Here is a 25,724-nt window from a genome sequence, read left to right as displayed (position 1 = left end):
CAGAGGACACAGAGTTTTAATCTCTTGTTTATAGGATTATTTTAAGAGAAAATCTTCTCTGTGTCCTCTGTGTCCTCTGTGGTGAGCCCTCGTTCATCGTTGAAAACCGTTGATCGTTTATTTCTGCCTCGGTACAGTCAAATCTTTACCCTTTTTCAGGTTATAAACAACTTCGGAGATACGGATGTTCAACTCACATCCTTCTAAAAGAGAGATTTTTATCGCCTGTTTTTCGACTTTCATCTGCAGGGTGCATCCACGGAAATTTACTTTGAATGTATAGCTGTCCCACGCTTGGGGGATGATGGGGTTGAAGTCGAGCTGTCCGTCCAGTATTTTCATTCCCGCAAATCCGCGTACGATGACCTGCCAACTTCCTGCCATGCTTGTGATGTGCAATCCTTGGTGTACCTCATTATTATAGTCGTCCAGATCCAGGCGCGTGGCATGCAGGAAGAGGCGGTAGGCTTCTTCCGTGTCGCCTATCCAGGCAGCCAGAATGGCGTGGACAAAAGGTGACAGGGATGATTCGTGTACGGTACGGGGTTCGTAGAACCGGAAGTTCCGGAGAATCGTTTCACGGTCAAAGTTTTCGTAATACAGGAACAGTCCTAACAGCACGTCGCTCTGCTTGATGTAGCACGAACGCAGGATACGGTCCCATGACCACCATTGGTTGATCGGCCGTTCGTTTGCCGGGATATCGTCCACCGTGGTCAGCTCCTTGTCCGGATAGCCGTCATCCTGTATGAAGATGCCCTGTTGTTCGTCCCGGGGGAGATACATTCCGTCGATGATCTTCTGCCAGCGCGAAGTCTCTTCGGCATAATTGAAGCGGGTGACACGGCGCACCCGTGCATACTCTTCCGGAAATTCGTGGGCCACCATCTCGATGCTGTCTATGGTGCTTTGCAGGCATTGCACGCAGGAGAAGTTGGTGTACCAGTTGTTGTTGACGTTGTTTTCGTATTCGTTAGGCCCCGTCACTCCCAACAGCACAAATTTTTGCCGTGCCTGCGAGTAGGATACCCGCTGGCTCCAGAACCGGCAGATGGCAATCATCACCTCCAGTCCGTAGCGGGCAATGTACTCTTTGTTGCCTGTCACCCTGGCATACTGCATGATGGCATATACTATGATGTTGTTGCGGTGTATCTCTTCGAAAGTGATTTCCCACTCGTTGTGGCATTCTTCTCCGTGGATGGTCACCATCGGATAGAGTGCCGCCCCGTCGGTAAATCCCAGTTTACGTGCGTTTTCGATGGCTTTGGGCAACTGGTTATAGCGGTAGAGCAACAGTTTGCGGCACACTTCTCTCGGGGTGGACAGCAGGAAGTAGGGCACACAGCACAATTCTGTGTTCCATTGCGTGTTGCCGCCGTATTTTTCTCCCGTGAATCCCTTCGGACCGATGTTCAGCCGCTCGTCGTCTCCCTGATAGCTCTGGTTCAGCTGGAAGATGTTGAACCGTATGCCCTGCTGTGCTTCCGGGTCTCCTTTGATCTCCACGTCCGTCTCCTCCCAGATTTTTGCCCACCGCTCCTTATGGGCTGCCGTCAGCGATTCCCATCCCTGCTCCCTGGCTGCTTTGGCTTCGTTCACAGCGCGCTCTACCAACTCCTGACGGTCACATTGCAGCGACGACACGATGGCGGTGTACTTGATAAGAGTCACCTTCTCGCCGGGCTTCACGTCCGCTCCGGCGCTGAATCCTGTCAGTTTTTCTTTTTCTATCTTGATGGGGCTGACGCTTATCTGCTTGCTGTTCCTGAAAAAACGGTACGTCAGTGCGCAGCAGATTTGTGAATCTTCCCGCCGGGTTTGCGCCCAGAGGTAAGCGTAGTCGTTGGTGGTTTCGGCACGCAGGATGTTCCACATCTTTTCGTCGAAATTGGCGCTTTCGTGCTTCACGTCGCCGTTCAGATAGGGTACCAGCGAGATTTTGCCTTCATAGTTCACCGATGTCACACTGTATTTTATCAGACACAGGTTCTGGTTGTCCATGCTGTTGATGTGCTCTACGTGCACTTCCAGCGTGTTGCCTTTGGGCGAAGTCACCCTGAAGTCACGGTACGAGATTCCCGCCTTCATGTCCAGCCTGCGTTCATAGCTCTCCACATCCCAGTGTGCCAGATCCAGTTCCTCGTCGATCAGGCGCACGTAGATGCCGCTCCAGTCCGGAGTGTTCGGTATGCGTGAGAAGAATCGCGGGTAACCGTTTTTCCACCATCCCACACGGGTGCGGTCCAGAAAAGTGATTCCTGCTACGTATGATCCCTGCAGGGAGTCGCTGCTGTAGGACTCTTCAAAATTGCCCCGCTGTCCGAAACGTCCGTTACCGAGGCTGAATATACTTTCCGAAGCGCGAAGGTTGTCGGCGTGAAAACCTTCTTCTATGATGTTCCATTCGTCTACCTTGAGGAATTTTTTCATGGTCATTGGGATTGTGTTTTTTAGATCGGCACCTAAGATACAAAAAAAACTTCTGATGCACAATCATTGTGCATCAAAAGTCTTTTTTTTACCGTGGAGGACACAGGGTCCCGCAGGGTATTCATGTCGATAATCGATCGTCTAAGGATTCATTGCGTTGACTCCCAATGCTCCGAGTATGGCAGTAGCCACGGCTATCACCACTTTCAGCACTTTGTGCCAGATTGTTTTTTTCATTGCTTCGTGTGTTTTAAAATATTCATTTTTATGCCGTCGGATCATCTACAATATCTCCGTCGCCTCCGTTGCCGGAGGGCGTTTCACTCTTGATGTAGAACGACACATTGTTCTCTCCTCCGCGGGTGGTAGCCGTGCTGTCGTTTGCCAGTCGCAGACTGTTGTCCACGGCAAAGCGGATATGTACACGCCTGATACCCTTTACGGTACACTCTTTTTCCGTTTCCGTTCCGGCGGAAGTCAGCGTGATGTAGAACGTACCGAGCCCGTCCACCTTCACTTTGTTTCCCTCCACCAGCGACTTTTTCAGTTGCCGGACGAATGCCTGCATGACGTGTGTCACGTCTTCCGCGCTCAGGGCTCCGGTGATTTCTATCTCTTTGGCGATGGAGGCGATGGTAGCTGTTTTGGAGCTGCCCGGCTCTTGTTTCAGATAATACTTTTGGGGCGACGATTTGTCGCTCAGATCTTTGTAGCGCTGATAGCGCATCACAGGTACTGCCATAATAAAATGTTTTTTGGATTCATAAAATGTTTTCTTTCTGTAATACATCAAGGCCTTTCTGATTACGATGTAAAGGTAGTACTTATGCTTTATCCCACAGGCTGTCCGGGGCAAGATGCGGGCATTGGCGGCACTTTGGTCCCGTAAGTGCCTTTTTGAAGATAAAAACGGACAAGAAGCCTTGCCCGTCCACTGCTTTTTTAGTATCTTAGTACTCTGAATCAATAAGTGTCACAAAGCAAAAATGAATCCGGTTCACCACAGAGTACACGGAGGACACAGAGAATATTTTTCTCTTAAAGATCTTAATAAACAAGAATTTAAAACTCTGTGTCCTCTGTGTCCTCTGTGGTGAACCCAACTCAAAAAAACAGTATGGAAAAGAAACCAGAAACCACAGAGAAAAAGTTCCGGATAAAGAGTTATGGCAAGTCCGAACTGGCCTCGCTCTATATGCCCGAAATCAGTCCTAAGAGTGCCGCAAGCGAATTGCGCAAATGGATCGGCAAGTCTCCCGGTCTGACGGAGGCCCTTTCCGCTACCGGGCTGCGTACTAAAGACAAGCGCTATACGCCCGCCCAGGTGGAACTGATCGTAGAGGCGATCGGCGAACCGGGATGACGATGGCGGGGCGGCCTTTCACGGCAGGAAATCGAGCGTTTTTTCGGTCTCCGCATTTCCGCCCATTCCGAACCAGTGTTTGGAGTCGAACTGTGTGTTCCGTATCCGGTCGCCGGTGCGTTCCGCCGTGGTGTCCTCTTCGCAGGGTGAGTACCGCCCGTTGACCGGGTTGAACACAAAGCTGCACTCACCGATATTCCCTAAATGGCGGAATTTCACTTTTTTCACGTGTACCCGTGTCACCCCTGCCTGCCGGTCGCGCTCTATCACCAGTCCGAAGTCACATTTATTGACGAATGCCGCCGATCCGTTGATGTCCTGCAGTGTGGGTACGGGCAGGCGTTTCGTCAGCGGGTCTGTCTGCATCTTGCGTGGATGCGCCACGAGGATGACGAGGCATTGGTGTCTTTGGGCGAAGTTTGCCAGCAGGTCGAGGAATGCCGAGATATATTGCGTTTCCGTCTGTCCGCCCGGGATGCGGTGTTCCAGCCGGTTGAAAGGGTCCAGTACCAGTATGCGGATGCCCCGCCTCCTCACCAGTTGGCGTGCCCGTTCCAGTATCGATTCTACGGTGAAATCTTCTTTGGGCAGGATGCTCGAAATGTTTTCCGCCAGATAGCGTTGCGCTTTCTCGTAGAGCATTTCGGTCATCAGTCCCTTGCGGAAACGCTGTCCGGTCAGTTTTTCGGTCAGTTTGGCCAGGTGATAGGGGAGGGGTTGGTTTTCGGGGCTGAAATAAGCTGTCCGCCATTGGTGGTTGAGGCAGAGGCGCAGCACCAGTTCGTCCGTGAACTCCGATTTTCCGTCGCCCGGGTGTCCCGTGATGACGCAGAGCCTTCCGGTCTCGAAGGTGCAGAGGTCGTCCAGGTTCTTCAGTCCCGTTTCCGCTCCCCGTGACAGTCCGTTTTCAAAAAGTATGCGCATCTCTTCGTCCACATCGGCCGCTGTATATACGCCTTCCAACGGCATCTCCGGAGCGTCGGCAAGCGCCTGCGACAATGCTTCCGGACCTGCCTTTACCAAGAGCTCGTTGGCGTCTTTGCACCCTTCGCCGTAGCTGACCACCCTGCAACGTTCGCGTCCCAGGCGGCGGAGCAACTCCTGTTTCAGTTCTTCCCCTTTCGGGTCGGCATCGCCGGCTATGTAGATCACCCGCTTATCTTCGAAATGGCTGTCCACAAAGCGGTCCATCCACTTCAGGTTACGGTTGGCACCTCCGGGCACCGATATCACGTCAGTGCGCCCTGCCGTGACAAAGGCGGCTGCATCCAACTCTCCTTCGGTGATGATACATTCCGGGGTGCCTTTGATGCCGTCGATGTTGTAGGGAATCAGTTCCGCTCCGGTGAGCATTTTGAAGTGTTTATGGAGCGTGGCACGGAACTTGATGTTTACCAGCCGTCCCTCTTCCAGATAGTTGAAGCAGAGACAGGGTTCTTCAAGTCCGCTTTGGGGCATGTATTGCACCGACGAGGTGATGTGCAGTTGTTCCGCCGCGTGTGCACTGATGTGGCGTTCGTCCGCCAGCCATTTCAGTTGTACCGGAGTGAGAGGGGTTTCGTTGGCAGGTTTTTGGGGGCGTTGGGGGGCAGCGGTGCCGTCCGGGGCTGTTGTCCGGGGGCTTGTCCGGTTTCTTTCGGCGGGGAAGTCCACCAGCGGATCTCCTGTCTTTCGTCCGCCATGCTTTCCGCTTCCGTCGTCTGCCACTCCGCTCCATCCGCAGTAATGGCATTTGTAGAGTCCTGAGTCCAGGTCCACCGAAAGGGACTTGTCACTTTTGTTGCTTCTCTGCCCGATACATCGGGGACATTTGGTCTTGATGTGGCCTGCTGTGCGGCCGTAGGCATCAAATTCGATGCCGAGTTCACGAAAATTAAATGATTTCATGGTCGATTTCCATTTGTTTTTAGGCGTTTGCTCTAAACTTGCCGGAAACGGAAACCTGGGTAATGGTTTTGATTTCACCACAGAGGACACAGAGGGCACAGAGAGATTAATTAGCTGCGCTCTGTAGTAAGTTTTCAGATAAAAGAACAGAAGAACACATAAAGAATCGTTTGTTCTTTTGTTCATCTGTCTAAAAAAAACTCTGTGCTACTCCGTGTTACTCTGTGGTGAGTATCCTTAAGATAGCTTTTCTATTTCTTCAATGGGCAGGCCCGTTATTTGGTGAATGGTTTCGGGCGGGAGGTTCAGTGATTTCATCTTTCGGGCGTTTTCTCTTTTCTCTTCGATCCGTCCTTTCTCAAGTCCTTCCTGTCTGCCTTCCGCCAGTCCTTCCTGTCTGCCTTCTTGTCTGCCTTCCAGTGCGGCTGTACTCAGCACGTCATTTTGTATCATGACAGCATTGATATGCTCGTCATACGCCAATCGTTCTTTTTTATCCATGTTGTAATAAATCAGTTTCCGGCGTGCCTCTTCCAGTCCGGGTGCTTTTGTATCCGGGCGGATGATACCGGTTTTGAGATATTCAATCCATTCTTCGAGGGGAGTGACGGCTACTTTATTGAATTCGTTCACCCGGATCAGGAAGTATTCGGGGAAGATTTCGGCAGGCAGTTTCCGTATGATGGCGTTCTTCTCTTTAGTGGTCACTTCAAGGAAGTCGCCTGTATGTACCCCCACGAAAGTGTTCTGCCCGTGATACAGGTAGTCGTTTCCCCGTCCGATGTCGAAATAGAGTATGCTGACGGAGTACACCTTCTTCACCTCCGAGTAGAGTTCTCCCAGTTCGATATGCTCTGTGATGGCCTTTGCCACTCCGAAGAGGATTCGCTCCAGATAATAGATTTCGCGGGTGTTCTGCACCTCTACGATGATGATTTCGTCTTTGCTGTTCCGGGCCTTGATGTCCACGCGGTTGAATTTCTCGTTTTCGCGCTGTTGGTTTCCTTCACTTTCCAGTATCTCTACGATGCGTATCGGTTCGTTCAGCAGCACTGTGAGGAAACCCTCCAGCACGCCGAAGTTGGCTTTATTGCGCAACAGCCGTTTCACCGCCCAGTCAAATCGGATATATCTGTCTGTATAATCCATTATCGTACCTCCTCTTTGTATTCATATCCCGCAAATATAGCTTTTAAAAGGGATGATTCCAAATTAGAGCCTGTTTAATTTACCACAAAGTCTCACACAGAGATTAATCGGCTGCGCCCTGTCTGTTTTCAGACAAAAGAACACATAAAGAATAATTTGTTCTTTTGTTCATCTGTCTAAAAAAACTCTGTGATATTCTGTGGTGAGTTTTCAGACAAAAGAACATAAGAACACATAAAGAATAATTTGTTCTTTTGTTCTTTTGTCTAAAAAAACTCTGTGATACTTTGTGGTGAGTCTTCAGACAAAAGAACATAAGAACATATAAAGAATCTTTTGTTCTTTTGTCTAAAAAAACTCCGTGTTACTCTGTGGTGAATGTCCGTTTCCGATAAGTCAAAGAGCGATATTGGTTTTCTTTACGTTTCCTGCCGGCAGAGACCGTTCTCCCTGCCGCCATTAGTCTCCGGTGGTGCCGTCATTCCGTCCACTTCCCCGACTCGGAGCTCCACACGGCGTTCTCCGACGGGCGGGGCGGTGCTTCGTCCGGGATGTGCTCTCCGCAATAAGAGCGGGCTCCTGTCAGCGGGTCGCGCTGCTCAAAGCGGTAAGCGTCTGCTCGGCGTTCCGTTGCTTCCAGGCGGTTCAGCACAGTGTCCAGCGCCTGCCGGGTGGTAGAGCCGCGACGGATGAAGTTGCTGAAGTAACTTTTGGCGTCGGCTATGGAGAAGAGGGTTTGCTCTTTGCCATACGTCACGATATGTTGCTTGAAGAATGTCCGGATGTGTGGCAGCAGCTCCATGAAGCGGAAACCCATGCCTGAGTGCATGGCTTGCACCTCCAGCCACGACTGTTCGCCGAAAGCACTCTCCACGTATGTTTCCCATCTTTGCGGCGAGGGCTGTCGGGGCGGTTCCGTTATTGGGACGGAAGGAGGCTCGGGGGCAGCCCTGATTATCTCTTCTTCTTCTTTTTCTTTTAATATATTCTTTTTCTTACACCGTGTTGCGGTGAAACGCCCGTTGGCAGCACGTTTCACGGTGACTTTTACTCCACCCGCGGTGGTGGCTCCGGCAACCGCAGTCCCGGTTGCAGCGGATTCTCGACGGTCCGTCCCGGTTGAAATGCGGTTCCGGACGGGGGTATCCGGTTCGGTGTTCATCTCTTCGTCGAGATAGATGCTTGAGAAGCTGCGCCCGCTTTCGTCTTCCGCGTAGAGGCGGAACAGGCGGAAGTCGCACACTATCTTTTGCAGCTTTTCCAGGGATACATTCCAGCGGCGTGCCAGTGCAGGCAGTGAAGCAAAGGCGCAGCGATACCCCTCGTGTTGTCGTAACTCGGCCAGCAGGACGGTATAGATGCCTATGCCTTCTATGCCGTTCTGTTCGCATAGGGCGATCACCCGGTCGTCGGACATCATGCTGACGCGATAGCGGAAAAATAATTCGTATTTCATAATAGTGCAAGTTAAATGATTTGATTCTGTGCTGAGTGCTTTCTTTCAAACCTATTCTGTAGCAGCAAAGGTAGGGCTTCGGGTGCGTATTTCCATATAATCCTCCGGAGGCGTTCTACGCCTTCTGGAGTGTTTCTTCATTGTTTTTCTCTTTCATCTCGTTCCAGAGCTTAAATAGCTCTCTTTCAATGTATTCCTCCGATACGGACTGTTGAGGACGGTAGATGCTCCGGAAGTCATAGGCACGGCATAGCTGGTGTGTCAGATGGGGGATGAACGGCTTGTCCGGATCGAAGGTATCGAGGCTGACCGCATTCCGGAGAGCAAACGTAAGTAACTGATTTCTTTCTCTTTGTATGACAATGCGATCCTCTTTCGTAGAGTAAATCTTGTTACATACTTCCAGAATCTCTTCCGGGTCTTCAAACACCAATTTCAGGCTTCCTTCGTTGATTTCAGCCTCACATTTAAAAAAAATTCTTTCTTCATAATTTTATTATTATTTACAATAAGTAAGGCTGCAAAATTAAGGTATATTAGTGAAAAACGAACGGTTTAGAGGCTTTGATAACATTCTTTAATAAATAAAGAGTGTCAGGAGGCGTTTGAAATATATTGTTGATTATAAGAAGAATATGCTGATTTATTTGTTTCAAAAAACGTACGTCTTTTGGCACAAAAATAGTCTCTTCTTCTTGTTTATCCAAATAATTTATAAATAATATTTTTGGATAAAATGTATTTATGTTTGTCAAAAGGCGTTTTTATCGTGGTTTCAAGGCATTTTTGACCATCGGGTGAGAAGGTTGAAAAGCTGATACAATGAAATGTGAACTAAAACTTGAAAAGTGGAGTGCCAAAAGACGTACGTTTTTTGAAACACAAATAGTAATGAAAGATACTGCTTGGAGCTTGCAATGTACTGATAATAAAATGATTATATCGTGCCCGTGTCTTGAAATACGACAAAGAGTACCTTTGTAAGCATTTGGCTGCTAATTCGTTTTGTTAATATGATAATTGAATATTTATGAAAAGGTCATTTTTATGTATTAGAACTGCGCTGATAGGAATATCCTTATTTGCAGTGTCTTCTTGCTATTATGACGACTCCGAATTAAGGGGGCGTCTGGATCAGGTGGAAAGTAAAGTAGCCGAACTGGAAAAGTGGTGTACTACCGTAAACCAAGAGATTCTATCATTGAAAGGATTGGTGGAAGCTCTGGAAAATAATGATTTTGTGACCGGGGTGATGCCGTCAGAAGAGGGGTATGTCATCACGTTCTCGAAAGGAGGCAATATTACCATAAAGAACGGCAAGGACGGTCAGGATGGTGAAGACGGTAAAGATGGTGAAGACGGCAAAGACGGTGGGGATGGCAAAGATGGCAAGGACGGAGTCAACGGAGTAAGCCCGGTTATAGGAGTGGCCAAAGCCGCCGACGGCCTGTACTACTGGACCGTGCAGACGGGCACAGGTGCTCCGGCCTGGATGACGGATGCCAATGGAGACAAGATACGTACCACCGGTGATGAAGGTGATAAGGCAATTTCCCCGACTTTGAAAACCGGGTCGGAATTGGGGGACGGATACAGAGCGGACGCTGTGTATCTTTCGGTAGATGGCGGCGGGACATGGACGAAAGTATCCGGCGATAACGGAACTAATGGAACTGACGGGGTTGACGGAACCAACGGAACCGATGGAAAAGACGCTGTTTTCGCGGGCATGGACAATTCGGATCCGGACTACGTCGTGTTCATTCTGTCTGATAACACTCCGGACGATCTGACGGACAACCCCACTTTGCGCATCCCTAAGTATATCGCGCTGGGACTGGATTTCTTTTCGGGGACCACTCCCATAGACCTGAGCCGGGCCATCGCCATGGACGAGATGGACGGAATCACCTATCAAATAAAGGGAGATGCCGGTAAAGTGCGTGTATCGCTGTTCAGGCAAACCAATGACGGGTGGCTTGTGACTGTTGACGAGACAAACAGGAAGATCGACGCCACCGCCATCACCGGAAAGAATGACGTGACGCTGATGGCTACGGACAATGCGGGACACAGCACCTTCTACCTCCTGAGCCTGACGAAGAACGCCGAAAATGACGGTACGGCAGCCAAACCCTACCGGATCAGGAACAAAGCGGACCTGATGGGGCTGGCCTACAGTGTGAACCGGGGCGATGCGTACAGCGGCAGGCATTTCAGGCTTGAAGCGGACATCGACCTGAACGGAACCCGCTGGACGCCTATCGGAGGGGAAGACGGTTCGCCCGGCTTCAGCGGTGTGCTGGACGGACAGGATCATACGGTGTCGAACCTGAAAATAGAAAAAGCGGATGTCTTTGATTACTACGGATTAGTGGGCTACGCTGTGTCGGCGGAGATAAAGAATATCCGGATTGAATCTCCGAAATTCGAGGTGCTTCAAAGGGAGCATATAGGCGGACTGATCGGAGGAGCCCGGAGCAGTACGGTTACCGGTTGTCAGGTGACGGATATAGAAGTTAACGGTGAGAATTGTGGATATATCGGCGGCCTGATAGGAGTGACGGAAAACAGTGATATAGAATCTTGTACGGTGCTTGGCGGAGAAATTATCGGACAGAGTGCTGTAGGCGGATTGATAGGGGATGTCAATGCAGGTACCGTTCTTCATAGCAGGGCTGCCTGTGCTGTGGCTGCCGAAAATGCTGTGGGCGGATTGATAGGTATGGCCCAGCAAGTCACCATTACGGACTGTTCTGCCACGGGCAATGTAATTCTGACCGGTGTGCGAGGGTCCTTTGCCGGTGGGTTGATCGGGGGAAACTTCGGTAATTTTAGCGCGCAGACGATTATGGCCTGTTATGCTACCGGAACAGTTACTTACGATGGAAACGCCCCAGTTAACTTGGGAGGGCTGATAGGGGCCAATAGGATGAATGGCGCTACACAAAGCATTGTGCTGTGTTACGCCACGGGGGACGTGTCGTCCGCTACCAATGAGCGGGAGAATTATTTGGGCGGACTTATCGGCGCTTCACAGCAACAGCAATCTACGCAATCTATACAGGCTTGTTACGCTACGGGAACCGTCGGCACGACCGGCAGCTATGGTGATAATGTAGGCGGACTGTTCGGACAATATACCCTCTATGATGGAGTAGCCCGAATGACCGGGTGCTATACCACTTGCAATAAAGGAACCTATGGATTTGGGACCGGGTCTGATGAAACCGGTTTGACGCTGACCGATGTGGAAATTATCGCGGGTCCTGTCACCGGTAAGGTCAGTGATATGAACCGGGCTGCATCGGGCGTTCCTTATCAGTATGACGAAAACGCTAAGATCATATCCCGATAGTGACAGGCGAGGTTGAGTGACCGGAAGAGGAAGATGTGTCAGCACCCTTTTCACCACGGAGGAACACAGAGTATCACAGAGGCTTTTTATTAATAATCAACAACTTTAAATCGCCTCTGTGTTACTCTGTGTCCTCTGTGGTGGGTTTCGACACACACTCCTCTTCCGCTTACCCTTCGTGATGCACCACCGTCTCTTTGATGAAATAGACGCAAACGGCTCCCACGATCAGCAGTACGCCCGCCAATACCAGCATGTTCACCTGATGTCCGCCGACAAGGTGGAGGATGCCTCCGCCGACGAGTGCCGCTACAATTTGCGGAACGCAGATTGTCCCGTTAAACAATCCCAGGTAAGCGCCCATGTTCTTGCCCGAAACAGAATTGGTCAGGATGGTGAACGGCAGGGCGAGCATGGCTGCCCAGGCGCAGCCGATCAGTAGGTAGGAGGCAAACAGCAGGTATTCGTTGTGGAAGAAGAGGGTGGATATAAATCCGGCGCCACCCAGCACGAGGCTCAGTGCGTAGGCCTGCTTGCGTGCCTTGAACAGGGGGAGCACCACTGCCCAGATGACCGAGCCGATGGCCTGTACGGCAAACAGCACGCCTACCCAGTTGCCCGCTTCCTGATAGCCTGCGCTCTGCACGTCGGTGGTGCCCCATACGGTGGCTGCGATGGCACCGTTGGTATACGTCCACATGTACATGAAGGCCGCCCAGCAGAAGAACTGTACCAGGCCTACCGTCCAGAATACTTTCGGGGCATGCTTCAGCAGAGAGATGAAGTCGGTTTTCTCTTTCTTTTCGTCGGCTGTGATACCGTGGAATTCTTCAAACTCTTTCGGGGGCATCTCTTTCACTTTTACCGTGGTGTAGATGACGCACAGGATCAGGATGGCGGCACCGATGTAGAACGAGTAAATCACCGAATCGGGTACCGTCCCCTTGCCCGCCGTATTGCTGATGCCGATAAACGTGAAGATGAACGGGAACAGATAACCTACCAGGCTGCCGGCATTGCATAGGAAGCTCTGGATGGAGTAGGCCAGTCCCTTCTGTTTCTCGTTTACCATGTCGCCCACCAGCATTTTGAAAGGCTGCATGGCCATGTTGATCGAAGTATCGAGGAACATCAGCGACACCAGTCCGAAGGTCATCGCCGTGCCCACTGCCATGCCGAAACTGCCTGCGTTGGGCAGCAGGCACATCACGAGCACCGCGATCAGCGAACCTACAAAAAGGTAAGGGATGCGCCGCCCGAAGCGTGTCCAGGTTTTGTCGCTTGCCGAACCGATGATGGGCTGTACGATGATTCCCGCTAACGGAGGGAGTATCCAGAAATAGCTCAGACTGTGCGGATCGGCGCCTAATGTGGCAAATATGCGGCTGATGTTGGCGCTTTGCAGTGCGTATGCAATCTGTACGCCGAAAAAACCAAAGCTGATGTTCCACAGCTTCCAAAAACTTAAGTCAGGTTTTACTTTCATGATATTTATGATAAATGATTTCGTTAGAAATGGATTCACCACGGAGGACACAGAGGGCACAGAGTTTTAATCTCTTGTTTGTCGGATTATTTTAAGAGAAAATCTTCTCTGTGTCCTCTGTGTCCTCTGTGGTGAACCCGGTTTATTTCGTTGTTCCTCGTACCACCAGGTTGGTCCGCACGATTTTGTTGCTGCTTTTTCCTTCATCGTTTCCCTCCAGTTTTTCTATCAGAAGCCTGATGGCACTTTTGCCTACCTCCTCGCCGTGCTGCTCTACCGTGGTCAGTTTCGGGTCTGTGCTTTGGGCAATGGCTCCGTCTGTGAACCCGCAGATGGACACTTCGTCCGGCACTTTCCGTCCCACCAGTTTGCAGGAATAGAGGATGCCCGATGCTGTTTCGTCGTTGATGGCAAAGAAACCGTCCGGACGGTCGGGGCCTTCCAGCAGGGCGGGAGTAATGGCAATTGCTTTCTCGCGGGTATCACACAGCTTGATCATGCTCTGGTCTACCGGAATCCGGTACTTCTTCATGGCATCCAGATAACCGTTCCGCCGGTTCTTGGAGATTTCGAGGTGAGGGGCGGCGCTGTAAAAAAAGATGCGTTTGCATCCGGTCTGTATCATATACTCCACCGCCGCAAACGAGCCCGCGTAATCGTCCACCACCACCCGTTCGGTATTGATTCCGGTACAGATACGGTCGTAAAACACGATGGGGATATTATTGTCCAGCAACTCCTGGTAATGGTCGTATTGGGAGGTGTCTTTGGCCAGGGAAGTGATGACCCCGCAAACCCGTGCCGCGAGAAAAGAGTGGACGATTTTCACTTCCCGTTCATACTCTTCGTTGCTCTGTGCCACCAGGATGTTGTATCCGGCTTTTGCCGCCGTCTCCTCGATGCCGCTCAGCACACACGAAAAAAAGTGGTGCACGAGTTGTGGAATGATGACCCCGATGGTGTTGGAACGGCTCGTGCGCAGGTTCAGTGCCAATACATTAGGCTTATAATTATGTTCGCGCGCGTACTTATGTATAGCGTCCCTTGTTTCCTGGCTGATGTCGGGATTGTCCTTCAGGGCCCTCGATACGGTGGAGGGGGAGACTCCCAGTTCGCGGGCGATGTCTTTGATCGTGATTTGCGGTTTATTCATGGTTGATTGGTTTTGAAATTCACCACAGAGGACACAGAGGGCACAGAGTTTTTTTTTAGACATAAGAACCAAAGGATATACTATCCTTTATTTGTTCATCTGTTCTGTTGTCTGAAAACAAATAGAGCGCAGCTGATTAATCTCTGTGAAACTCTGTGTCCCTCTGTGGTGAATAATTCGTTTTTCACCCAAAGGTAAATGATTTTATATAAAAACAAAACCAATGTATTTACGGATTTGTTTAATATGATACAAAAATAGTGTAAAGGAGGCTAAAAAGTTCGGTGACAATGTGCTATAACCCCGCTTTTACGGTGCAATCGTTTGCGTAGTTGCGGGAGCGGATTTGTCGGACATTAAATAAGTGGCTGTCGCTTAATATACTATTTTTGCTACGTAATCAAGAACGGGAATGGAGTCGTTCATTCTCTATGTAAAGTTTAGAAATCATATTAATATTTATATTGTTAACTTTAATTTTTAAATGCATGAAGCAAGTTAATCTTAGAATCTGTCGTATGATTCTGCCCCTGTTGTTTGGGCTATTCTTGTCATTGAGCGCTTATGCACAGCAAGTCTCTGTCAAGGGACATGTGAAAGATTCAACGGGTGAACCCGTAATCGGCGCGAATGTGGTTGTGAAGGATAATTCTTCTATCGGTACGATTACCGATCTGAACGGAAACTTTGTTCTGAGTGTTCCTCAAAATTCAACTCTTGTAATTTCTTTCATCGGTTACAAGCCGGTTGAAGTGAAAGCTGCTCCCAGTGTGACGGTGACCCTCCAAGATGACGCGGTGATGCTTCAGGAAGCGGTGGTGATCGGTTATGGTACCGTGAAGAAGAATGACGTGACCGGCTCGGTGATGGCAATCGATGCGGACAAGATGGTAAAAGGTATGGCTACTTCGGCTTCCGACCTGTTGGTGGGTAAGGCCGCAGGTGTCAGCGTGATTACCGATGGCGGCGCTCCGGGAGCCGGGGCTACGATCCGTGTGCGCGGAGGTTCGTCCATGTCGGCCAGCAACGACCCGCTGATCGTTATTGACGGGGTGCCTGTCGATAACACCGAAATCAAAGGTATGGGCAATCCGCTCTCTACCGTCCACCCCAATGACATCGAGACGTTTACGATTCTGAAAGATGCCTCTGCTACTGCTATTTACGGTTCGCGTGCCTCCAATGGTGTTATCATCATTACCACCAAGAAGGGACAGTCGGGACGCGTGAAGGTGGACTACAGCGGCACGTTCTCTATCAGTACGAAGTCGAATACGGTCGATGTGATGAAGGCAGACGATTTCCGTAATTTCGTGATCGAGAAGTTTGGCGAGAATAGTCTTCAGGCCAACGCTTTGGGCAAAACCTCTACCGACTGGCAGGATGAAATATTCCGCACGGCTTTCAGCACCGACCATAATGTAAGTGTATCCGGAGCCGTTCCGCATATGCCTTATCGTGTGTCTGTGGCGTATACAAACGAAAACGGTATCCTGAAGACTTCGAACATGCAACGTCTGACAGGTGCCATTAACCTGAACCCCAACTTCTTCGACAAGAAGCTCAACATCCAGCTGAATGTGAAGGGAGTGTACAACAAGAACCGTTTTGCCGACCGTGCAGCTATCGGTCTGGCTACCCAGTATGACCCCACACAGCCTGTCTATATGGAAGGCAACCCTTATGGAAACGGATACTTTATGTATATGAAGCAGGAGGGAGACAAGATTTCTCCGATTGATATCGGTCTGGCCAACCCTGTTGCCATGCTTGAAGAGAAAGATGATAAATCGACCGTTTACCGCAGTATCGGCAATGCGCAGATCGATTATAAATTCCACTTCCTGCCCGAACTGCGCGCTAACCTGAATTTAGGTTATGACGTATCGAAGAGTAAGGGTGACGTGATTATCGCCGACAATTCACCGTTGAGTTACTGTACGGGTAACTTCAAAAGCGGTTTTGGTGAAAACAGCCATTATACACAGTTGAAGCGCAACACCTTGCTCGATTTCTACCTGAACTATACCAATACGTTCGGAGTCAACTACATCGACGTCATGGCAGGTTACTCCTGGCAGCATTTCTATAATTCGACTACCAACTCTTATCCCTACTCGGCCGCTTATGCAGAGAAGACCGGGGAAGAATTCTATAAGAAGGGGGATGACTATGCGAGCGAAAGCTACCTGGTTTCTTTCTTCGGACGTCTCAACTATACATTGTTGAACCGTTATCTGGTGACATTCACCTTGCGTAACGACGGTTCTTCACGTTTCAGCCCGGACAACCGCTGGGGATTGTTCCCGTCCGTTGCACTGGCGTGGAAACTGAACGAGGAGTCATTCCTGAAGAATGTGAACGCTATCTCGGACCTGAAGCTGCGTTTGGGCTATGGTGTGACCGGACAGCAGAACCTGGGTAACGGAGATTATCCGTATATGGCCCGCTATATGTACTCCAAGGCAGGTGCCAACTATTATTTCGGTGACACCGAATACTCTCTGATTGCTCCGCAACCTTACGACCAGAACCTGAAGTGGGAAGAAACCACTACCTGGAACGTAGGTATCGATTACGGTTTCCTGAATGGACGCATCACGGGTACAATCGACTATTACTTCCGTAAAACGAAGGACTTGCTGAACACCGTTACGGCCCCTGCCGGAACCAACTTCAGCAATCAACTGCTGACCAATGTAGGTACATTGGAGAACAAGGGTTTTGAATTCAGCATCAATGCCCATGCCGTTTCAACCAAAGACTGGAACTGGAACATCGGCTACAACATCTCTTACAATAAGAACAAGATCACCAAGATGACCTTCAATGACGACCCCAACTATGCCGGTGTCATCCATGGCGGTATCGACGGTGGTACAGGATACAACGCCCTGATCCACCGGGTAGGCGAGGCATTCAACTCCTTCTACGTGTTCGAGCAGATTTACGGTCCCGACGGTAAACCTATCGAAGGTGCCTATGTAGACCAGAATGGCGATAACCAGATTAACGACGCCGACCTGATCTGCTTCAAGAAAGCTGCTCCCGACGTGTTCATGGGGCTGACCTCACAACTTTCTTATAAAAACTGGGACTTTTCATTTGCTTTGCGCGGTAGCTTTGGTAACTATGTTTACAACAACGTACAGTCCAACCGTGAAGCATACGAAGGCGCCAATATGTATGACCAGACCGGATTCCTGAAGAACCGTCTGACCTCTGCCCGCAGCACCGACTTCAAGAACGCTCAATACCGTTCGAGCTATTACGTTCAGAATGCTTCGTTCGTGCGTATGGACAACATCTCTTTAGGGTATACGTTCAACAAGCTCTTCAATGATAAACAGAGTGCACGCGTATATGCTACGGTACAGAATCCGTTTGTCATCACTAAGTACAAGGGACTGGATCCGGAAATCAGTGGTGAAGGAATCGATAACAACATCTATCCTCGCCCCCGTGTATTCATGATCGGCCTTAATCTCAATTTTTAAATCTGTAAAACATGAAAACAATAAAATTTAAATATCTTCTTCCCTGTGCATTGCTGGGAATGATGTTAGGAGTAGCGTCTTGTGTGAACGACCTCGATACGGTTCCACTGGACAAAGACGAATTGGTTTCCGACGTTGTTTTCGGGAACGAGCCTTTAGCTTATGAACAGAGCCTTGCTAAGATTTATGCGGGTATGGCCATCGGTGGTAACAGCGGAGGTGACTCCGATCAGGATGTGGTAGGTATCGACGGCGGTAGCCAGGCTTCCTTCCTCCGTGTATTGTGGAATATGCAGGATCTGCCTTCAGACATCGCACACTGTGCATGGAACGACCCCGGTATCCCTGAATTCAACCACATCTCCTGGGGTGCATCCAGTCCGTGGATCAAGGGTTCATATTACCGCCTGTTCTATCAGATCAACGTAGCCAACGCCTATCTGCGCGAAACGACCGAAGATAAACTGGATGCCCGCGGTTGCGACGCTTCACTGAAAGCCTCGATCAAGACATGGCGTGCCGAAGCCCGTTTCCTGCGTGCACTGAGCTATGAGTATGCGCTCGACCTGTATCGCAATGTACCGTTTGTAGACGAAAACAGCCCGATCGGAAGCATTCCGCCGAAGCAGATCATGGCTGCCGACCTGTTCAACTGGATTGAGAAAGAACTGACTGAGTGTGTGGAAGATATGTTGGAACCGGCAGTGGGATACAACCAGGACTACGGACATGCCAACAAGGCTGCCGCATGGGCACTCTTGTCACGCTTGTACCTCAATGCGGAGACTTACGTCGGCCTGAACAAATACACCGAATGTATCACGTATGCAAAGAAGGTGATCGAAGTGGGCTATCAGTTGGAACCTGTTTATGTGGATATGTTCAAGGCAGACAATCACTTGTCTAACGAAATGATCTTCCCGGTACGCTATGAAGGCGACCAGACGATGACCTGGGGTGGTATGACCGCCTTCTTATGTTGGGGGGCTACGGCAACTCAGGATGAAGTCAACGCCAAAGGAGCATGGCAGGGTGTGAGGGCAAAATCTTCACTCTACAACCTGTTCCTTAAAGAGAGCAGCAGCGATGCGGATACCCGTAAGGCAATGCTTCGTACCGATCTGACAACCAGTATTGAAATTATTGACGAAAATACATTCCAGAATAATGGTATTCCTGTTACCAAATACTTCAATGTGAACAAGGACGGAACGCTGCCTCCTTCTAAGGAAGCTTATGTTGACTTCCCGCTCTTCCGTCTGGGTGAGATCTACCTGACGTATGCGGAAGCTGTGCTCAGAGGCGGTCAGGGTGGCGACAGAGCTACTGCTCTCCGTTATGTGAACGATCTGCGTAAAAGAGCTTACAGTGATAAAACGCTGGCTCCTATCTCCGATTCCGATTTGACATTGAACTTCATCATTGACGAGCGGGGCCGTGAATTCTTCTTCGAAGGACAACGCCGTACGGACCTGGTACGTTTCGGACTGTTTACTACTGCCGGTTATGTATGGCCCTGGAAGGGCGGTGCAGCCAAAGGTAAGGCTGTAGAGAGCTTCTACAACGTGTTCCCGATTCCGTCAGACGATATCGGTTCTAACACGAATCTCAAGCAGAATGAAGGATACTAAAATCGAATGACCATTAAAAACAACGAATAAGATTATGAAAAAAATATATTTCTATACACTGTTGTTAGGGCTTCTGGCTTTTACGGCTTGCGAAGACGAGAAGTCGCCCGTCATGGAGTTGCAGAAAGCCTCTGCTTTTGAGCCTTTCTCTCAAAGCGACTTTACTTTCAACGATGAAAATGCTGCGGCGGAGTTCCCCGAGATTAAATGGACGCCGGCGGACTATGGAGTGAAGGCAGTGGTGAACTATGACGTTACGCTGACGAATGACGCGAATGCGAAAACCGTTTTATTAGGTGAAACCGGGGCTACCGTCCTGAAGTTTACCAATGCGCAGATGAACGCTATGATGGCCAAAGTGGGCGCTTATCCGGGACAGACTTATAACTTTACGATTACGCTGACTTCTAAGGCGTATGACTTGACAGCTGATCCGGCTTCGAACTCGATTACTTTCAAGGCTACTCCTTTTGATCCGAATGCGGTTGACTGGAAATTTGCTTATGTAGCCGTGGGTTATCCCGACTGGGACTATATGAATGCTTACCTCCTGGGCGACCCGGATGGCGACGGGGTATATCAGGGATATGCCAACTTTGACGCGGACGGCGCTTCGTATGCCATTGTGGACGGAAGTGATCTTACCAAGGTTCTGGCAAAGGACCTGACGGTTGCGAAAAAAGGATTTTACGGAATCAAAGTAGATGCCGAAGGTAAGGTAGAACAGACCGAACCCCTTGTATGGGGAGTGGTGGGAGACGCTACTTCCGGTGGTTGGGATAAGGACACGCAAATGGATTATGATGCCACTACCCGCTTATGGACGGTGACTACTCCGTTGCTTGACAAAGAGTTTAAATTCAGGTCGAACAATAGCTGGGATTCCGATAACTACGGAGCAGTGCCCGGTAAGGAGTCTGAGCTTGAAGGCGAACTGGTGGCAGGGCCTACTAACTTCAAGGTGCTGAAAGCCAGCCCGTACGTGATTACCCTGAATCTGACAAATGCCGGTAAATATTCTTATAGCATGGTGGAAACCACCGTTGAACTGTCCAGTGCGGAAATGGCGCTGCCGGGAAGCTATCAGGGATGGGATGCCGAGAAAGACGATTGCTACAAAGTAGTGTCTGCCGCCCGCGACTTTATCTATACCGGGACACACTATTTCGATGCCGATACCAAATTCAAATTCTGGGATGCCGGGGTATGGATCGGTATGATGGACCCTATCAGTTGGGATGGAGATAAGAACGTAGGGACATTTACTGTGAAACCCAGCGACGGCGATAACATCAAGATTGAAACAGCCGGTTACTATCGGGTAGGTGCCGATATGAAGAAGCTGACAGCTTCGTTGACCAAGACCGGATGGGAAGTGATCGGTGACGCCACGCCCGGCGGATGGGATAAAGGAACCTTGATGAATTATGATCCGGCAACCAAACTCTGGTCGGTGGATGTTGTTCTGGTGGCCGGTGAGATGAAGTTCAGATGGGATGGTGCATGGACTGTCAATCTGGGCGGCGCTCTGGGAGCACTGACTCAGGATGGTGACAATATGAAGGTGGCAGCCGGAACTTATACCATTGTGTTGAATCCGGATGCCAAAACGGCTACCATGACTAAGAAATAATCCTGTCTTTTTTACCACAGGTAATTTTCTCACCACAGAGAACACAGGGTAACACAGAGTATTCATGTCGATAATCAGTGACATAAAAATCGACTCTGTGTTACGCTGTACCCTCTGTGGTGAATTTTTATATACCCCTCTCTTCTTTTTATATACAATAATACCTTTTAATCTATGAAATATTTATCTTTTCCGTTTCTGCTTCTCCTGCTTCCGCTGATTGGTTTCGGTTGTTCGTCGGATGAAGAAGAAACCGATTCTCTGATCTTTTCGTCTGATAGTGAAACTTATTTTGAGCAAGGCATTGACTTTCCCGCTGCTTCGGGAACACGGACTTTGTCGTTTTCGGCAGGGCGTCCGTGGCGGATCTCGCTGACCGGTGCGGATACACGTACGGCGGCAGACTGGTGTACGGTGACTCCGTCTTCGGGTGGGGCGGGCGACGCTTCCGTCACTGTCAGTACACAGGAAAACACCGGTTATGACAGCCGGAGCGTGAAACTGACCTTGGTGACAGGAGGAATTGAAAAGAGCTTTACCGTTTCACAAAAGCAGAAAGATGCGCTGACACTGACGGCCTCCCGCTTCGAAATAGGCAAAGAAGGAGGAAATGTGCAGGTGGAAGTAAAAGCCAATATCGCATTTGAGGTCGAAATCCCGGAAGCGGGCCGCAGTTGGATTTCTCAGGTCAATACCCGCGGGTTGGTGTCTGCCAACCTGACTTTTGCGGTGGCTCCCAATCAGGGGCCGGCTGGGCGTGAAGGAGAGATTGTGATCAGGAGCGGCAGCCTTTCGGAAAAGCTCCGGATCACACAGGAGGGGAGCTGTGACGACGGGCTGAGTTTCCGGCCCGGGGCTCCGGATGCCGATCTCCCACTGACCCTGTACTTTAAAGCAACGAAGGATTCTCCGCTTTATGACTATACGGGTGATGTTTATGTACATGCGGGAGTGGTGTCGGAAGGGAGCTGGATGCATGTGCCTGCGGACTGGAATACCAATGTGGACAAGTGCAAAATGAACCGGGTGGCAGATAATATCTGGAGCATTACGCTGGAGCCTTCGATACGCCAATGGTTCGATTCGGGCGAGACTCCGGTCCGGCAGCTGGGCATCGTCATCCGCAGTGCCGACGGCAGCAAAAAGGGACTGGACGGGGACTCGTTTGTCACTGTTACCGATCGTTTGTACAAACCTTTTGAGCCGGCGGCTGTCAAATATGCCTCCATGCCCGGCGGTTTGCAGGAAGGCATCAATCCGGTGGACCCGTCGACTGTCACACTGGTGCTGTATGATAAAGACAAAAAGGGAGGACATAAGGACTTTGCACATGTCGTGGGCGACTTTAATGACTGGAAGCTGAGCAATGAAAGCAACAGCCAGATGAACCGGGATGACGCTGCGGGGTGCTGGTGGATTACGCTGACCGGACTTCAGCCCGCCCGTGAATATGCTTTTCAGTATTATGTAGGTACGAGGGAAGGGGAGACCCTTCGTCTGGCCGATGCTTACAGCCGTAAGATACTCGATCAGGATAATGATAAATACATTTCCTCTTCTACCTATCCCGATGCGAAAGAGTATCCTTCGGGGGCTGTCGGCATTGCTTCTGTGTTCAAGATACGGGAGGATGCTTATGACTGGAAGGTCAAAAACTTCCGGATACCCGATAAAGAGAACCTGATGATCTACGAACTGTTGTTGCGCGACTTCACTGCTACAGGCGACCTGAACGGGGCGATGGAGAAGATAGGGTATCTGAAAAGTCTGGGCTTCAATGCCGTCGAACTGATGCCGGTGCAGGAGTTCGACGGAAACGACAGTTGGGGATACAATCCTTGTTTCTATTTCGCTCTGGACAAGGCTTACGGTACGGACCGCATGTATAAGGCTTTCATCGATAAATGCCACGAAGCGGGTATGGCTGTCCTTTTTGATGTGGTCTACAACCATGCCAGTGGTTCGCATCCTTTTGCCCGTTTGTATTGGGATACCAAAAACAACCGTACGGCAGCCGATAACCCCTGGTTTAATGTGAAAGAGCCCCATCCTTACGGTGTCTTCCACGATTTCAACCATGAATCGCCCTTGGTGCGTGCATTTGTAAAACGGAATCTGAAGTTCCTGCTGGAAGAGTATCACATCGATGGTTTCCGTTTCGACATGACGAAGGGATTCACGCAGAACAGCAGTACGGAGGCTACCGCCGGAAAATATGATGCTTCGCGTATTGCCATCCTGAAAGATTATAACGGGGCAATTCGTGAAGTGAATCCGCAGGCTGTCGTCATCCTTGAGCATTTCTGTGACGAAAAAGAGGAGAGCGAGTTGGCGGAAGAGGGCATGCAGCTTTGGCGCAACCTGAACAATGCTTATTGCCAGTCGGCAATGGGCTATCAGTCGGACAGTGATTTTACTCCGTTGGTCACTTTCGGAACTACCATGCCCTACGGAGGATGGGTTGGTTTTATGGAAAGCCATGACGAAGAACGGACAGCCTTCAAGCAGATTGCTTACAGCGGGGAGCCTTTAAAATCGGATCTGAATGCCCGTATGAAACAGCTTGCCACGAATGCTTCATTCTTTTTCACGGCACCCGGGCCTAAGATGGTCTGGCAGTTTGGTGAAATGGGATATGATGTATCGATTGAAGAGGGAGGGCGGACCGGTAAGAAACCCCTGCATTGGGAATATCTGGATAATGGAGCCCGGAAAGAATTGTGTGATACGTACGCAAAGCTGTTGAAACTGCGGAGGGAACATGCTGAACTCTTTGATCCCGGAGCCACGTTCTCCTGGCTGGTGAAGACGGCCAACTGGACCGGAGGACGTTTTCTCACCCTCGAGGCAGCCAACGGCAAGAAGTTGGTGGTGGTGGGCAATTTCACCGCTAAGCCGATAGAAGCAATCACTACCTTCCCGGCAACGGGAGTCTGGACGGAGTATCTGAATGGTACGAAACTCCATGTGACCTCGATGCAGACCGGCCTGACGATACCTGCCCATGGATGTCGCGTCTATACTAACTTCTGATTATAAAAAGGGCTACACCCTCTGTTCCGGAAGGTGTAGCCATACACAGCAAAGGGTGTAGCCACGGCGGTCGGATGGCTACACCCTTTGAAATATTGGTGACTGGGTTTTACAGCAGGCTGATCTTCGACAGCATCTTCTCTGTCCAGTTCATCTCTTCACCGATCCATCCGGATTCTTCCGAACCGAGTGCGTTCTGCTGTTGGTATTGCATCAGCAGATCCCTGTATTCCTTCAGCTTATCGGCAGCCTTTACCTGTTTGTTCATGCGCATCAGCAGCAGGATCTCCTGTTTGTTGATGTCCAGGTTGCGGGCGGTAGCGATCTCTTTGGCTTTCTCCAGCAGTTTCAGGCAGGATTCATTGCTTTCGGGAGTGTTTTCCTGTGCCATGCGTGCTTTCACCAGAATTACGTAATCGTGGTCCGAAGCCACCTTGTTGTCTATGTTCTTGCATACAAGCTGTTCGGCCATTTTGTAGCGTTTGTCTCCCTGGTACATGGCTGCGTTGAACGTCACGATATCCGATGTCGCTTTCTGATAAGCATGGCTGTGGATGCTTTCTTTTTCTCCCAGTTTGGCAAGTCGTTCTTTCAGTCGTGCATAGCTGTCATATCGTGTCAGGTTGTTGTAACGGTGCGTTGAACCATAGAAATCTTTTATTTTTGCGATAGCCGAGGATAATGCATCGGGGTTCAATCCTTTGAACGCCAGATAGTCTCTTGCAATCCGGTCGGCCTGTATCTCTTGCTTGCTGTTGTAATCCATTCCCAGGCGGTTTACTGTCCGTACGTTGACCAATGCCGCAATGGTTCCGATGCTGGCGGCCAGTTCAATGGCGCCCACCCGTTCGTCGTATCCGTACATCCAGTTGGTGTCATCGGCCGCCATGGCTACCGTACCGAGCACGTCTGCCCAGAAAGCGGCACGTTTGGCACGGGTTTCGGCACGTGACACGTTGTTCACCTGATGATCGAGGATGAAGTGAACCATTTCGTTGGCAATGACGGCTTCCAGTTCCTCTTCGGAGTCGAGTGTGCACAGTAAACCGGTACTTACCAGCATAGCGCCGTTGGGCAACATATAAGCATCCGGTTCGGGCGACTGGATGATGCGTACATTCAGGCGTTCCGGACGTTTGGAATCCACCTCTCCCGGATTGACTTTGGCAAAAATGGCTTGTACGTAATCCTCGATGTAAGCGTCTTTATAACTGATTTCGTTTAATTTGTCCAGATAGTCCAGGCACTCCTCGTCCAGCTCTTGCCGCATGTCATAGCGGTATCCTTTCCGGTCGTAGTAATCGTACATGCCTTGGGACAGGTAAATCCCCTGCCAGTACTCAAGGACCGTTTCCGGTTTCAACCGGATGATTTTGTTGGCTTCTTCCTCTCCGATAGGATATTGCAGTCCGTCGATTTCCACTCCGTAAGTGATGCCCACCGCATCGTTGGGCGAAATTCTCATCTTTCGCACTCCGCGTATGACGACCGGAGTCCCTTTTGAGTAGTTTTGATATTTCTCCGTCAATTCGCCTTTCAGCGCGATAGGACCGCTGAGATTATCCCCTTTTCCACTTCTGGCATACAGGATGCACGATGTCAGAACAAGCACAAACAGAATAGCAAGTCGTTTCATAGTCGTATC

The 25,724-nt window shown here is 50.1% G+C and carries 16 protein-coding genes; 6 read left to right on the top strand and 10 right to left on the bottom strand.

Going from position 1 to position 25,724, the window contains the following annotated elements; all coding sequences use genetic code 11:
• Window positions 1–117 precede the first annotated feature (117 nt).
• The 3 genes from JZY04_RS14015 to JZY04_RS14005 form a co-directional block, all read right to left on the bottom strand.
• Entirely contained in the window at window positions 118–2,433 is a 2,316-nt protein-coding gene (locus JZY04_RS14015) for a family 65 glycosyl hydrolase domain-containing protein (protein WP_005780672.1), read from the bottom strand.
• A gap of 141 nt (window positions 2,434–2,574) precedes the next feature.
• The gene (locus JZY04_RS14010) at window positions 2,575–2,670 is read right to left on the bottom strand and encodes a smalltalk protein (RefSeq protein WP_005807693.1); all 96 of its coding nucleotides are present in this window, start codon (window positions 2,668–2,670) and stop codon (window positions 2,575–2,577) included.
• A gap of 28 nt (window positions 2,671–2,698) precedes the next feature.
• Window positions 2,699–3,178: an HU family DNA-binding protein gene (locus tag JZY04_RS14005; protein WP_250706995.1), complete on the bottom strand. Its 480-nt coding sequence runs from the start codon at window positions 3,176–3,178 to the stop codon at window positions 2,699–2,701.
• Window positions 3,179–3,550: 372 nt separating this feature from the next.
• Here JZY04_RS14005 and JZY04_RS14000 point away from each other — a divergent pair, with 372 nt between their 5' ends.
• The gene (locus JZY04_RS14000) at window positions 3,551–3,796 is read left to right on the top strand and encodes a DUF4248 domain-containing protein (protein ID WP_005807688.1); all 246 of its coding nucleotides are present in this window, start codon (window positions 3,551–3,553) and stop codon (window positions 3,794–3,796) included.
• 18 nt (window positions 3,797–3,814) lie between these two features.
• Here the strand turns inward: JZY04_RS14000 and JZY04_RS13995 are convergent, their stop codons facing one another.
• The 4 genes from JZY04_RS13995 to JZY04_RS13980 form a co-directional block, all read right to left on the bottom strand.
• Window positions 3,815–5,683 (bottom strand): bifunctional DNA primase/helicase, encoded by a 1,869-nt coding sequence (locus JZY04_RS13995; protein WP_122142807.1) that lies wholly within the window; start codon window positions 5,681–5,683, stop codon window positions 3,815–3,817.
• Between the two features lie 237 nt (window positions 5,684–5,920).
• Complete coding sequence (locus JZY04_RS13990; protein ID WP_122142806.1) at window positions 5,921–6,835, bottom strand: Rpn family recombination-promoting nuclease/putative transposase; 915 nt, start codon at window positions 6,833–6,835, stop codon at window positions 5,921–5,923.
• Window positions 6,836–7,310: 475 nt separating this feature from the next.
• Window positions 7,311–8,288 carry a Lin1244/Lin1753 domain-containing protein gene (locus JZY04_RS13985; RefSeq protein WP_122142805.1) on the bottom strand — a complete coding sequence of 326 codons (978 nt, stop codon included), beginning with the start codon at window positions 8,286–8,288 and terminating at the stop codon, window positions 7,311–7,313.
• 115 nt (window positions 8,289–8,403) lie between these two features.
• Window positions 8,404–8,718 carry a hypothetical protein gene (locus JZY04_RS13980; RefSeq protein WP_234059284.1) on the bottom strand — a complete coding sequence of 105 codons (315 nt, stop codon included), beginning with the start codon at window positions 8,716–8,718 and terminating at the stop codon, window positions 8,404–8,406.
• 600 nt (window positions 8,719–9,318) lie between these two features.
• Between JZY04_RS13980 and JZY04_RS13975 the strand changes: the two genes are divergently transcribed.
• A complete protein-coding gene (locus tag JZY04_RS13975) occupies window positions 9,319–11,646 on the top strand; it encodes a PL29 family lyase N-terminal domain-containing protein (RefSeq protein ID WP_122142804.1) in 2,328 nt (775 codons plus the stop codon).
• A gap of 169 nt (window positions 11,647–11,815) precedes the next feature.
• Here JZY04_RS13975 and JZY04_RS13970 read toward each other — a convergent pair whose 3' ends face one another.
• Together JZY04_RS13970 and JZY04_RS13965 are read right to left on the bottom strand one after the other, a co-directional pair.
• Window positions 11,816–13,132: an SLC45 family MFS transporter gene (locus JZY04_RS13970; protein WP_044301019.1), complete on the bottom strand. Its 1,317-nt coding sequence runs from the start codon at window positions 13,130–13,132 to the stop codon at window positions 11,816–11,818.
• A 142-nt stretch (window positions 13,133–13,274) separates the two neighbouring features.
• Window positions 13,275–14,285 (bottom strand): LacI family DNA-binding transcriptional regulator, encoded by a 1,011-nt coding sequence (locus JZY04_RS13965; protein ID WP_032531661.1) that lies wholly within the window; start codon window positions 14,283–14,285, stop codon window positions 13,275–13,277.
• 488 nt (window positions 14,286–14,773) lie between these two features.
• Between JZY04_RS13965 and JZY04_RS13960 the strand changes: the two genes are divergently transcribed.
• The 4 genes from JZY04_RS13960 to JZY04_RS13945 all read left to right on the top strand — a co-directional run bounded on the left by JZY04_RS13960 (window position 14,774) and on the right by JZY04_RS13945 (window position 24,079).
• Complete coding sequence (locus tag JZY04_RS13960) at window positions 14,774–17,782, top strand: TonB-dependent receptor (RefSeq protein WP_122142803.1); 3,009 nt, start codon at window positions 14,774–14,776, stop codon at window positions 17,780–17,782.
• Between the two features lie 11 nt (window positions 17,783–17,793).
• The gene (locus JZY04_RS13955; protein WP_122142802.1) at window positions 17,794–19,413 is read left to right on the top strand and encodes a RagB/SusD family nutrient uptake outer membrane protein; all 1,620 of its coding nucleotides are present in this window, start codon (window positions 17,794–17,796) and stop codon (window positions 19,411–19,413) included.
• A 34-nt stretch (window positions 19,414–19,447) separates the two neighbouring features.
• Window positions 19,448–21,046: a SusF/SusE family outer membrane protein gene (locus tag JZY04_RS13950; RefSeq protein WP_122142801.1), complete on the top strand. Its 1,599-nt coding sequence runs from the start codon at window positions 19,448–19,450 to the stop codon at window positions 21,044–21,046.
• A 174-nt stretch (window positions 21,047–21,220) separates the two neighbouring features.
• Entirely contained in the window at window positions 21,221–24,079 is a 2,859-nt protein-coding gene (locus JZY04_RS13945; RefSeq protein ID WP_122142800.1) for an alpha-amylase family glycosyl hydrolase, read from the top strand.
• Between the two features lie 109 nt (window positions 24,080–24,188).
• Here JZY04_RS13945 and JZY04_RS13940 read toward each other — a convergent pair whose 3' ends face one another.
• Complete coding sequence (locus tag JZY04_RS13940; protein WP_005780648.1) at window positions 24,189–25,715, bottom strand: M48 family metallopeptidase; 1,527 nt, start codon at window positions 25,713–25,715, stop codon at window positions 24,189–24,191.
• Window positions 25,716–25,724: the final 9 nt, after the last annotated feature.

It is taken from the genome of Bacteroides sp. 11BF, assembly GCF_019633765.1.
Classification (GTDB): domain Bacteria; phylum Bacteroidota; class Bacteroidia; order Bacteroidales; family Bacteroidaceae; genus Bacteroides; species Bacteroides hominis.
The sequence above is the reverse complement of the archived record's forward strand: the minus strand, read 5'-3'. Positions and strand labels throughout refer to the sequence as shown.